9 protein-coding genes are annotated in these 11493 nt (G+C 67.1%); 6 read left to right on the top strand and 3 right to left on the bottom strand.

The window, feature by feature from the left end:
• Positions 1 to 18 precede the first annotated feature (18 nt).
• From xrtB to VFY73_RS24635, 3 genes are all read left to right on the top strand, one after another.
• On the top strand, positions 19 to 906 hold the full coding sequence (xrtB, locus tag VFY73_RS24645) for an exosortase B (RefSeq protein WP_329723835.1): 888 nt from the start codon (positions 19 to 21) through the stop codon (positions 904 to 906).
• 2 nt (positions 907 to 908) lie between these two features.
• Positions 909 to 1610: an exosortase-associated protein EpsI, B-type gene (gene epsI, locus VFY73_RS24640; RefSeq protein WP_329723833.1), complete on the top strand. Its 702-nt coding sequence runs from the start codon at positions 909 to 911 to the stop codon at positions 1608 to 1610.
• A 284-nt stretch (positions 1611 to 1894) separates the two neighbouring features.
• Positions 1895 to 3709, top strand: coding sequence for a hypothetical protein (locus VFY73_RS24635; RefSeq protein WP_329723831.1), 1815 nt, complete (start codon positions 1895 to 1897; stop codon positions 3707 to 3709).
• A 48-nt stretch (positions 3710 to 3757) separates the two neighbouring features.
• Here the strand turns inward: VFY73_RS24635 and VFY73_RS24630 are convergent, their stop codons facing one another.
• Positions 3758 to 4033 carry a hypothetical protein gene (locus VFY73_RS24630; RefSeq protein ID WP_329723829.1) on the bottom strand — a complete coding sequence of 92 codons (276 nt, stop codon included), beginning with the start codon at positions 4031 to 4033 and terminating at the stop codon, positions 3758 to 3760.
• Between VFY73_RS24630 and VFY73_RS24625 the strand changes: the two genes are divergently transcribed.
• Positions 4032 to 5867 (top strand): hypothetical protein, encoded by a 1836-nt coding sequence (locus VFY73_RS24625; protein WP_329723827.1) that lies wholly within the window; start codon positions 4032 to 4034, stop codon positions 5865 to 5867. The genes VFY73_RS24630 and VFY73_RS24625 overlap by 2 nt on opposite strands.
• A gap of 186 nt (positions 5868 to 6053) precedes the next feature.
• On the top strand, positions 6054 to 7307 hold the full coding sequence (locus VFY73_RS24620) for a glycosyltransferase family 4 protein (RefSeq protein WP_329723825.1): 1254 nt from the start codon (positions 6054 to 6056) through the stop codon (positions 7305 to 7307).
• 36 nt (positions 7308 to 7343) lie between these two features.
• On the opposite strand, the gene VFY73_RS24615 is transcribed toward VFY73_RS24620, so the two are convergent.
• Both VFY73_RS24615 and VFY73_RS24610 read right to left on the bottom strand, forming a co-directional pair.
• Positions 7344 to 8291 carry a glycosyltransferase family 2 protein gene (locus VFY73_RS24615; protein WP_329723823.1) on the bottom strand — a complete coding sequence of 316 codons (948 nt, stop codon included), beginning with the start codon at positions 8289 to 8291 and terminating at the stop codon, positions 7344 to 7346.
• 13 nt (positions 8292 to 8304) lie between these two features.
• A complete protein-coding gene (locus tag VFY73_RS24610; RefSeq protein WP_329723821.1) occupies positions 8305 to 9669 on the bottom strand; it encodes an oligosaccharide flippase family protein in 1365 nt (454 codons plus the stop codon).
• A gap of 216 nt (positions 9670 to 9885) precedes the next feature.
• Between VFY73_RS24610 and VFY73_RS24605 the strand changes: the two genes are divergently transcribed.
• Positions 9886 to 11418: an O-antigen ligase family protein gene (locus VFY73_RS24605; protein WP_329723819.1), complete on the top strand. Its 1533-nt coding sequence runs from the start codon at positions 9886 to 9888 to the stop codon at positions 11416 to 11418.
• The last annotated feature ends 75 nt before the right edge of the window (positions 11419 to 11493 follow it).

Raw genomic sequence — 11493 nt, 5'->3', positions numbered from 1 at the left:
GGCGGACCGGGGCGCCCCTTGTCGAAGCCCGTCACCACCCCGGGCTCCTTCTTGATGCCCGATCCGGGCGCGCGCAGTGGCGTGCCTTGGACGCTGGTGCTGGCCGGTTTCGTGGCGTTGTATGCGCCGACGTTGCGTGACTTGGCGACGTCGATCTGGTCCACCGATGAGCAGGGACACGGCCCGGTGGTGCTGCTGCTGTGCGTCTGGCTGTTCTGGCGCCAACGCGAGGCGCTGGCCTGGCAGCCGGGCACCGACCCCACGCGCGCGGGCTGGGGCTGGGCGCTGCTGGCCCTGGCGCTGCTGATGCATGTGTTCGGCCGCTCGCAGCGCATCCTCAGCGCGCAGGCCCTTTCGGCCTTGCCGGCGCTGGCAGGCACGCTGCTGCTGCTGCGAGGGCCGAGGCCGCTGAGGGCCATGTGGTTTCCGCTGTTCTTCATGCTCTTCCTGGTGCCGCTGCCGGCGGCGCTGGTCGAGACGGTGACGCAGCCGATGAAGCTGGCGGTGTCGACGGTGGCCGCCAACCTCTTGTACAGCGTGGGCTACCCGGTCGCGCGCAGCGGCGTGATCCTGCAAGTCGGCCCGTACCAGCTGCTGGTGGCCGATGCCTGTGCCGGGCTGTACACGCTGTTCACGCTCGAAGCCATGGGCCTGCTGTACTTGAATGTGGTGCGGTCGGCTTCGCTGTGGCGCAACCTGATGCTGGCGGTGTTGATCGTGCCGATCTCGTTTGCCGCCAACGTGATCCGCGTCATTGCGCTGACACTGATCACCTACCACCTGGGGGATGCGGCCGGCCAGGGCTTTCTGCATGGCCTGGCCGGCATCGTGCTGTTTCTGTCCGCGCTGCTGCTGATCGTGGCCTGTGACTCGGTGCTGCGGTGGTTGCACCGGCCGGCCGTGTAGCGATGGCCCACGACGCCCCGCCGTCGCTGACTCGCCGCGCCGCGCTGGCGGCGCTGTTGATGGCCGGGGCCTCTGCACTCGGCACGGCCATGATCCCGACCCGCCGCATGGCCGATCGACGCGGGCCGTTCAAGCTCGCCGATGCGGTGCCGGCCAGCTTCAGGGGCTGGACGCTGGACAACCGGGCCCGCGGCATGGTCGTCAACCCGCAGACCGAGGCGATGCTTCGGCGCCTATACACCGAGACGTTGGAGCGCACCTACCTGCGCGGTCCGGGCGAACGCGTCATGCTGTCGATCGCCTATGGCGCCGACCAGTCCGACGTCAGTCTGCAGATGCACTACCCCGAAGTCTGTTACCCGGCGCAGGGTTTTCAGCTCAACAACCGGCGCGAGGACGTGCTCGATCTGCCGATGGGGCGCTTGCCGGTGCGGCGGTTGGAAACCGTGTTCTCGACCGTTCGCCATGAGCCGGTGACCTACTGGACGGTGATCGGCGACGAGCTGACGATGAGCGGCCTGGACAAGCGCCTGGCCGAGATCCGCCACGGCCTGCAAGGCGAGATCGTCGACGGCATGCTGGTGCGGGTGTCCTCGATCGACGCCAACACCGCCAACGCCTTCTCGCTGCAAGACCAATTCATCCGCGATTTGTTGATCAGCCTGCAGCCGGCGGACCGGCGGCGCTTGACTGCGCTGCCCTGACGTCGGGGCTCGACTTCTGGGTGTCCCGACGTGTCGATCGTTACCTCGGTTGGGGCTAACCCCGAATTTGCAGCATTCGCTTACCAATTGGGGCCGGGCTGTCACGCCTAACGGCCTGCCTCCCATGCATCATCCGCCGCTGGATTCGCCCCCCTAGGTTGGGGAGGCGATAGCATCAAATCAGTGACGGAGTTGGCGGTTTGTTCGAGGGCTCGGTGGAGGGAATACGCTGGCAGCGGCCATCCGGCACGCGGCGCTTGAGCGCCCGCAGCCGACGGTCGGGCGTGGCCAGCCTGTTGTGCCTCGGAGCTGCCGGTGCGGTGGCGGCCGAAGGCCCGACCATCCCTGCGCGCCCCTTTCGTTCCGGCCTCGGCCTGAACCTGGCGACCTGGGATTACTTCAGCCCCGACTTTCCGCTGGTCGACCAGTTCAAGCGCAGCTCGGGTTGGTTGACCCAGTGCGAACCATCGCAAGACAAGAACTGCCACGGCTTCCCCAAGGACGCCAGCGCCTGGGACACCGGCGAACAGGCCAAGCTCGACCTCGATGAGCAGGGGTGGCCACGGCGCCTGCCGGACGCCGGCGATTCCCAGACACGTTTCCGCTCCGTCGCCGTGCTGCTGTTCAACGACAACGGCCACACCCACCCGGCGGGCAAGTATGTGGTCACCTACGACGGCAAGGGCGTGCTCGCGCACGACCTGACCGGCCGCAAGATCGAGCGTGAATCGCGTCGCGGCCGCGACGTGGTGCAGGTCGACGCCCAGGCCGACGGTGGCTGGCGCATCTCGATCAAGGCGACCGATCCGAAAGACCCGCTGCGCAACATCCGCGTCTTCCCGCCCGGCGGCGCCTGCCAGCGTGAACCGGGGCGGTATGCCGAAACAGCGGGCGACTGCAACGCCAAGACCGACGGCGCCTTTGTCCCCTTCGAGAAGTTTCCGGCCGAGCGGCGCTGGCACCCGCGTTTCGTGCAGGACCTGCGCGGCTTCCGCGTGCTGCGCTTCATGGACTGGGGCAAGACCAACAGCTCGCCGCTGGTCAGCTGGGCCGATCGGCCGCGGCTCGACGCCGCCACCTGGTCGTCGGCCGGTGGGGTGCCCGTGGAGGCGATGCTGGACCTCGCCAACCTCGTCCAGGCCGACCCCTGGTTGAACCTGCCGATGCAGGCCAGCGACGACTATGTGCGCGGCTTCGCCAAGTTGCTGAAAACGCAGCTCGCGCCGGGCCGCACCGCAATCGTCGAATACGCCAACGAGCCGTGGAACCAGGCGTTCCCGGTGGCAGGCTGGATGCTGCGGCAAGCGCTTGCCCAGTGGCCAAAGGCCAAGGCTGACAGCCAGGCTGCGCTGGCGGTTAACTGGTACGCCTGGCGTGCGGCCCAGGTCTGCCAGACCATCAAGGCCGAATGGGCCGGCCAGGCTGCGCCGGTGCGCTGCGTGCTGAACGCACAAGCCGCCAACCCGGCGCTGATCCGCGAAACCCTGGCCTGCCCACTGGCTGCGTCTGCGTTGGGCGCGCCTTGTGCCAAACGGGTCGACGCGCTGGCGATTGCGCCGTATTTCGGCGGCTACCTCGGCATCGCCGAGGTGCAGCCGCTGGTGGCCGGCTGGCTGCGCGACGCCGATGGTGGCCTGAACCGGGTCTTCCAAGAGCTGCTGGGCGAAGACGGCCGGGGCGGCGTGACCAAGACGCCGCTGCAGGGCCGCCACCCCGAGGCGCCGAATGGCGGGGCCCTGGCCCAGTCACGCGGCTGGATGCGCAGCGCGAAGGGGTTGGCCGACACCCACGGCTTGCCGCTGTGGGCCTACGAAGGCGGCCAGCACCTGACGCCGCCGAGCGACGACCCGGCATGGCTCGCGCTGGTGGCCGCAGCCAATCGGGACGCCCGCATGGGGCAGGCCTACCAGCGCCACCTTGCCGACTGGCAGGCAGCCGGCGGCCAACTGTTCGTCTGGTTCAACCATGCCGGCCGGCCATCGAAATGGGGAGCCTGGGGCCTGAAAGAGGCTCAGTTCTCCGATGCTTTCCCGAAGTGGCAGGCGGTCAAGACGGCCCGCGACCACCAGCCCTGCTGGTGGACGGGGTGCCTGCAATGACCACTGCCGGCGCCCATTTGGGGCCACCGCCGACGGGCCAAAAGCCCGTCACAACTTGTACGCGGGCTGCAGTTTTGGCCCTTCTGAGCTGGCCTTATCAGCTGGCTTGAACGCTTGATCTGTGGAAAAGAACATGAAAAAGACCCAGGTTGCCTTTGGTTGCACAACCGTAGGTTTTCTTGCGGATGGCGGCTTAGTGAGGCCCCCGGCCGGACGAATCACAACGCGTCGCTCATGCAGATGTTCGGTGTAGCGATAAAGACCCCTACCCAACGCCTGCATGGCCCCACGTTCACAAAAGGTCCACTCGATGAAATTCAACATGCTCTCTCGCCCCGCCTCGCTGGCTGCCGCCGCGGTGGTGGCGCTGACCGCTTCGGTTTCCGTGCAAGCCGCCGGCACCCCGTCGAATCGTGGCGTGGGCGTCAACCTGAACGGCTTCGACTACTTCTCGCCCGATGTGGCGACGATCGACCAATTCAAGCGTGCCGGTGGCTGGTTCACCCAGTGCACCTACCCGCGTGACGCCAGCTGCAAGAACTTTGCGAACGGCCAGAGCGGTTGGGACACGCTGGAACAGTCGAAGATGAACGTCGACGCGAACGGCTGGCCGAAGAGCCTGCCGGCTGCTGGCGACACCACCGTCAAGTACCGCGCTGTGTCGGTGCTGATGTTCCAGGACGACGCCCGCGTCCACGCCGCCGGCAAGTACACCGTGGTGTACGACGGCGAAGGCACGATCGAATACGCAATGGCTGGCACCAAGGTCGCCGCCGAGTCGAAGCCGAACCGCGACATCGTCAACGTCACGAACAGCGGCAGCGAAGGCATGCTGTTGACGATCCGCGCCACCAACCCGAGCAACTACATCCGCAACATCCGCGTGCTGCCCCCGGGCGGTGTCTGCAGCGGCGACAAGAGCGTGTTCTCGCTGACCTCGGCCGATTGCACGGCCAAGGGCCTGGGCTCGCTGATCACCTTCGAGAACCTCGACGGCCGCATGTGGCACCCGAACTACGTCAAGGACCTGAAGGGTTTCCGCACGCTGCGCTTCCTGGACTGGAACCGCACCAACACCTCGCCGCTGGCGAACTGGGAAGACCGTCCCCGCTGGAACGACGCGCTGTGGACCGGCCCCGCAGGCGTGCCGGTGAATGCGATGGTGACGCTGGCCAACGAAGTGGGTGCCGATCCCTGGATCAACCTGCCGACCCACGCCACGGACGAGTACGCGCTGCGTTTTGCCCGCCAGCTGAAGCAAGTGTTGGCCCCGAAGCTGAACCTGATCGTCGAGTACAGCAACGAGCCCTGGAACTACGGTTTCAGCCAAGCGCTGTGGATGCGTGACCAGGCCGCCGCGACCTGGCCCGATCAGATCGCCAAGGGTGTCAGCGTCTATGACCTGCAGCCCAGCTGGTACGGCATGCGCTCGGCCCAGCTGTGCAAGATCATCAAGACCGAATTCGGTGCCGATGCGGCGCGCGTCAAGTGCGTGTTCAACGGCCAGGCTTCGAACTCTTGGGTGAGCAAGCAGCAGATGGACTGCCCGTACGCGGTGTCGAAGATCGGCCAAGCCTGCTACAAGGGCATGGACGCGATGTCGGTGGCGCCTTACTTCGGTGGCTACATCGGTGAAATGTCGGTGCGCAGCACGGTCAGGACCTGGTACAGCGAGCCGGATGGCGGCCTGAACAAGCTGTTCCAGGAAATCCTGGGCCAGGACGCGAACGGCAACAAGGTCACCCCGCCGCTGTATGGCAAGACCCGCGAGTCGTACATCGACGGCGCCGTGGCCCAAGTCAAGACCTGGATGACCGCCAACAAGAACGAAGCCACCGCCCGCGGCCTGCCGCTGATGGCTTACGAAGGCGGCCAGCACCTGATCATGGCCCCGGGCGACACCGACCAGCAGTGGCTGAACCTGATGACCGCTGCCAACCGTGACCCCCGCATGGGCACCGCTTACACCCGCACGCTGGCCGACTGGCAAGCGGTTGGTGGCCAGGCCTACACGCTGTTCAACCACGTGTACAAGCCCAGCAAGTACGGCGTCTGGGGCCTGAAGGAAACCGTGAACCAGACCAGCAACGTCAAGTGGCAAGCCGTGCTGCCGTACCGCGACACCAAGCCATGCTGGTGGGCTGGTTGCACCCGCTGACCTGAAGCTCTGATCTGCAAGCCGCCGGCGCTGAAAAGCCCGGCGGCTTTTTACTTGCGCGAGCCGTCGGCGCCATCAGGCCCGGCGACTCTGTTTCTTGCGTGCGCGCGGGGGCATGCTGCGGTGCCGTTCGGTGGTGTCGCGTGGCCGGGGACTGTGGGCTTATGCTGCGAGCCAACGTCCGCGATGACCGTTGCCCGCTTCTCGACCTTGAACCCGTCCGCGCCCGAGCCCGGCTTGCTCGTGATCCTGATCGCGCCCAACGTCTCCGAGCAGATGGGCGGCGAAGCGATGAAGGCCCTGCAGATCCTGCGCGAGCTGCGCCGGGTGCTGCCCAACACGCTGCAGATCACCCACGACCGCAACCGGGCCGAGGTCACGCAGCGGTTGGATCTCGCCGGGGTCAGTTTCGTGGCCGACACCTGGGTCTCGCGGGCACTCTGGCGCTCGGTCGTGCTGCGTGCATTGCTCGATCCGTGGTTCTGCTGGAAGGCGGTTCGCATGGCGGAACGGCTGGCGGTCGAGCACGCCCGGCCGGGCCAGAAGGTGGTGATCCACCAGGTCGAGCCGAACTCCCCGGTGATGCCGCGCTGGTTGTCGCGGCGCTTCCCGAACGTGCTCGGGCCACTGAACGGCAACATCTACTACCCCGCGCCGTTCCGGCATCGTGAAAGTCTCAGTGCGTCGTTGCGACGCCGGCTGCACATGCCGCTGCAATGGCTGCGTCGCTGGCAACCGTTGTTCAAGCGCCGGGCCGAGATGATCCTGGTCGCTGGCGGCGAGCGCACGCGTGTGTCGCTGCTGGCCGCCGGCATCGACCCGGACACATTGGTCGACACCGTGGACTGCGGTGTGCCGCAGGCGCTGCTGGAACGGCCGCGGTTGCGGCACGAGGGCACCAACCTGCGTTTCGTGCACTTTGGCCGGCTGGTGTTCCACAAGGGCACGTCATTGGCGGTTTGCAGCCTGTTGCACACCCGGCTGCCCATCGAGCTCGACGTGATTGGCCGCGGCCCGGAGCTCACGGCCTGCCGCGCGCTGGTCGAAGAGCTCGGCTTGCAGCAGCGCGTGCGATTTCTCGACTGGTACGAGCGGCACGCAGACCTGATCGCCAGCTTCGGTGCCTACCGCGGGATGGTGCTGCCCAGCCTCGAAGATGCGAACGGCATCGTCGTGCAAGAAGCGATGGCGCTCGGCCTGCCGCCGGTCTGCCTCGACTGGGGCGGGCCCCAGCTGCTGGTGCGCGACGGGGAATCGGGCTTTCTGGTCGCGCCGGACAGCGTCCAGACGATCACCCACGGCATCGCCGCCTGCCTCGACCATTTGGCCGAAGACCCGGCACTGGCTGAACGCATGTCACTCGCCGCCCGCGAACAGGCCCGCGCATGGTGCTGGCCCGAGGTGATGGCGCAGTGGTTGGCGCTCTATCGGAAAGTGTGACCCCCACGCCCGAGGGCGCTTGCGCAGCGCCTTGATCTACCGCGTCGGCGTCGTGCCGAATTTGGTCTGCCAGAGCAGGCCCAACGTCACGCGCCAGCGGTGCAGGCCGGTGCTCAACCGGACGATGCTGCTGCGCCGCACCAGTTCGCGCGCGCCGACCAGCAAGGCGGCCAGGCCTTCGAACATCACGTGCGCGGCCAGGCCGGCGCGGCCATGGTGTTTGCGGAAGTACAGCAGGTTGCTCTCGATCGACAGTGCGTCGATCTGCCGGCTGGCCGTGACCTCGCCGTCGGACTTCGCGCTTTCGCCGCCCAGGTGCACCACCCGGGCATCGGGGAAGTAGTGCACCTGCCAGCCGGCGTTCTTGACCCGCCGGCACAGGTCCACCTCTTCGGCGTAGAGGAAGAACAGCGGGTCGAACAGGCCGACCTGGTCGATCACCGACTTGCGGATCAGGTAGTAGCAGCCCGGCACCCAGTCGCATTCCTGCGCGCGTTCGGCGTCGAAGTCGGACGGGTCGATCCGCGGCGTGCCGGTGAACCAGCGCTCCAGCCCGGCCTGCAGCAGGAACACGTTCCACGGTGTCGGAAAGCGGCGCGCACTGGGCTGCGGGCTGCCGTCGCGGTTCAGCAGCCGAGCGCCCAGCACCCCGCAGCGAGGATTCGCCTGCATGTAGTCGAGCGACAGCCGCAGTGACTCCGGCGTCATGAAAGCGTCGGTGTTCAGCAGCAGCACGAACGGGGTGTGCACCTTGGGCAGCGCGGCGTTGTTGGCACGGCCAAAGCCGACGTTCTGCTCCAGGCGGATCAACTGCACGTCCGGGTGGTGCTCGACGAGGTGCTCGGCCGAGCCGTCGCGCGAGGCGTTGTCGACCACCACGCAGATGCCGCCGCCAATGGCTGCTTCAGCCCGGTGCAGGTCGGCCAGGCATTCGTCCAGCAGATGGCGCGTGTTGTAGCTGACGATGATGGTGGTCAGTTGCATCGGAAGAGGAGTTTCAACTCACAAGCCAACCTGCGCCCCACCCCAAAGGGAAGATGGCGAGGGTGCCGAACTCGAAGCGCCAGTCGAGCAGGCCGCGGTCGTTTTGGATCTTGAACATGAAGGGCACCACGGCCGATTGCGCGAGCAAGATGCCGGCCAACGCACCGGTCATGCCCCACAGCGAAAAGCCCAGCGGCACGGCGCTGTACAGCATCACGTTTTGCAGCACGCCGCGCTTGAACAGCTGGTTGGTCTCGCCGGTGGCGATCAGGTACTGGTCCATCACCGTGTAGCGAAAGGCGATCAGCCCGAGCGACAGCACCGCCAGCACATGGCCCGCCGCGCTGTAGCGGCCATCGTAGACCAGGCCGATGATGCGGTCGGATGCGGCGAACAGGAAGCCGGCGCCAAACACGCAGACCGCGTCGATCGGCAGGCGACACTGCTTGTAGGCCTGGCGCAGGCGCTCGGGCTGCTCGCGCGCCACCTCGGCCAGCGCCGGCATGCCGACGAACGCCGCCAAGCGGTAGATCACCTCACGCGTGGCGTTGACCAGCAGCACGCCGACTGCATAGATGCCCAGTTCGGCCGACGTCAGCATGCCGCCCAGCAGGATGCGATCCCCCTCGCGGAACAAGTAGGTCAGCAACGACGACAGCAAGATCCACTTCGAGAAGTGCCACGCTGCGCTGGCGGCCGCGCGGTCCCAGCCCAGGCGGTTGCGCGGCCCGGGCAGCGTGAAGTGGCTCAGCAGCGCGATGCTGCTGGAGAAGACCACCCAGCCCAGCGGCAGTACCCAGTACTGCGGCCAACGCAGCGACAGCACGATCATCAGCGTGGTCACGCACAGCTGCACCATGACCTCGTTGCGCACCACCCGGCCCATCGCCAGCGCGCGCTGGGCTCGCGCCAGGTTGGTCGATTCCAGCCCCATCGCGATCGGCACGAGCGACAAGATGGCCACCACGCCGGGCAGGTGCGGGTCGGCATAGCTGCCGCGCAGCAGCCCTGGCCACCAGGTGTGCGAGGTGACCATCGCCAGCGCCGCGAGGTTCATCAGCAGGCACAGCGCCAGGCCACGGCCGATCTGCAGCGACCAGATGGTGTTGAGGAACTCGGGGTCGTCACCGCGCGGGTTGTGGATCACGCTTTGAGAGAAGCCGAAGTCCGACATCATCACGACGGCCGAGATCACGACGGTGCCCATCGTCATCAGGCCGTACATCTCGGGCGCGAGCAGGCGCGTCAGCACGATGCTGCTGCCCAGCCGGACCGCTTGCGTCAGCGCAAAGCCGAGGCCGATCCACAGCGCCGCCGATCCGGCCCGCTGGCGCAGGCTGCTGGGGGCCGGCGTGTCGGCGGGGGATGCGTCGGGCATGGGGCGAGGCGGGGGCAAAAAAGCCGCCTATTGTCTCCAAGAACAACACGCGCCACGGCCCCGAGCCTCGCCTTTTGGGGCACTTCCGAGGCGAAAGCGTCACGCCGTGCGCCGGAGCGCCAACAGTGACGCACGCTTGGACACGCGCCTGGCATTCGGTTGCGAGGGCCATGAGGTACGCTTGCGCCGCCGCCTGTCGCGGCATTTCCCCGCTCCATGCCCTCTCACCTCAAGGCGCTGGTCATCATTCTGGCCGTTGCGCTGCCTGTGTTCTGGATGGCCAGCGTGGCCTGGCCGGCAACGGTCCGCCCCGAGATTCGCCGGTGGCGCTGGGCCTTCCTGCTGGTCACCATCCTGTCCTTCGTCACACCCAGCATCTGGATCTATGCGGTGGCGATGCCGGCCGTCGTGGCCGCCTTCCTGGCGTCTGACGGCGATCGGGCCGAACGTGCGGCCATCCTGTGGGCGCTGCTGCTGATGGCGGTGCCCAACGTCGGGGCCTACATCCCCGGTGTGGGCAGCATCAGCAATTTCTTCGAGATGACCCACTCGCGGGCCCTCAGCTTTGCGCTGCTGGTGCCGGCGATGGTGATGATGCCGAAGAAGGGCCCGCGCCGCCCGGGCCTGCTGGGCGTCGGCACGGACTGGTTCGTGCTCGCGTACTTCGCGGTGCAGATTGCGGTGATGGCGCCGTACGCGTCGACCACCGACCTGATCCGCCAGGCGTTCGTGCTGTCCATCGACACGTTGCTGCCGTACTGGGTGTTCAGCCGCGCCTTCAGCCGACCCGAGGCACTGAGCGGTGCGATGCGCGCCTATGTGCTGGTGGCCCTGATCCTGTCGGTGCTGGCGATGTTCGAGTCGGTGCGGCGTTGGCCGCTGTATGACGCGGTCTCGGTGCACTGGGGCATCGACTGGGACATGATCGTCTTCCTCGAGCGCGCCGGCTTCCTGCGAGCCAAGGCCTCGGCCGGCCACTCGCTGATGCTGGGTTGCGTGCTGCTGTTGGCCTGGGGCTGGTGGGGCATCGTCCGGACCGAACTCAAGAGCAAGGCCTGGGTCTGGCTCGGCACACTCGGGCTGATCGCCGGCCTGGCGGCTTCGCTGGCCCGTGGCTCGTGGCTGGGAGCGGCCTTCCTGACCGTCGTGATGCTTGCGTTGGGCCGCGCACCGGTCAAGCACTTGCTGTTGCTCGCGGTGGGCGGGGTGTTCTTCCTCGGCATTGCCGCCGTCGTGCCGGGCCTGGGTTTTGTCATCGACATGCTGCCCTTCGTCGGCAACGTGGACAGCGAGAACGTCGAGTACCGCCAGCGCCTGCTGGAGATTTCGCTCAGCCTGATCCGGCAGAGCCCGTGGCTGGGGGTGCCGGGGTACCTGAACTACATGGAGGAGCTGCGCCAGGGCCAGGGCATCATCGACATCGTCAACTCGTACCTGGCGGTGGCGCTGACCACAGGCGTCGTCGGCGTGTTCTGCTTCGTCGGTATTCTGGGATCGATGATGATCGGGCTGTGGAGCGTGCGTCGCAACAAGGACGTTCCGCCCGAAGGGCGCCACATCGCCACCTGCCTGATCGCGACGACGCTGGGGCTGATGTTCACGTTGGTCACCACCAGCAGCATCGTCGTGGTGCTGCAACTGACCTACATGCTGGCGGGCCTGGGGGTGTCCTGCACGCGCCTGTACCGGCCCGAACGGCAAACGCTGCATCCGGCTGCGGGGCTGGTGGCCGTGCGTCAGCAACAATAGAGGGTTCGCGCTGCTCTTGCCCCGCGGCCGGCTCGCCAGCGCTGGCGGCCGGGCGTCACCCTCTGATGGCCACCG

Source organism: Ideonella sp. (genome assembly GCF_036277275.1).
Taxonomy (GTDB): Bacteria; Pseudomonadota; Gammaproteobacteria; order Burkholderiales; family Burkholderiaceae_C; genus Ideonella.
The sequence above is the reverse complement of the archived record's forward strand: the minus strand, read 5'-3'. Positions and strand labels throughout refer to the sequence as shown.

Coding starts and splice junctions, on each gene's coding strand:
- epsI (WP_329723833.1), top strand. CDS start 909: ATGGCCCACGACGCCCCGCCGTCGCTGACTCGCCGCGCCGCGCTGGCG.
- VFY73_RS24625 (WP_329723827.1), top strand. CDS start 4,032: ATGCTCTCTCGCCCCGCCTCGCTGGCTGCCGCCGCGGTGGTGGCGCTG.
- VFY73_RS24630 (WP_329723829.1), bottom strand. CDS start 4,033: ATGTTGAATTTCATCGAGTGGACCTTTTGTGAACGTGGGGCCATGCAG.
- VFY73_RS24620 (WP_329723825.1), top strand. CDS start 6,054: ATGACCGTTGCCCGCTTCTCGACCTTGAACCCGTCCGCGCCCGAGCCC.
- VFY73_RS24615 (WP_329723823.1), bottom strand. CDS start 8,291: ATGCAACTGACCACCATCATCGTCAGCTACAACACGCGCCATCTGCTG.
- VFY73_RS24610 (WP_329723821.1), bottom strand. CDS start 9,669: ATGCCCGACGCATCCCCCGCCGACACGCCGGCCCCCAGCAGCCTGCGC.
- VFY73_RS24605 (WP_329723819.1), top strand. CDS start 9,886: ATGCCCTCTCACCTCAAGGCGCTGGTCATCATTCTGGCCGTTGCGCTG.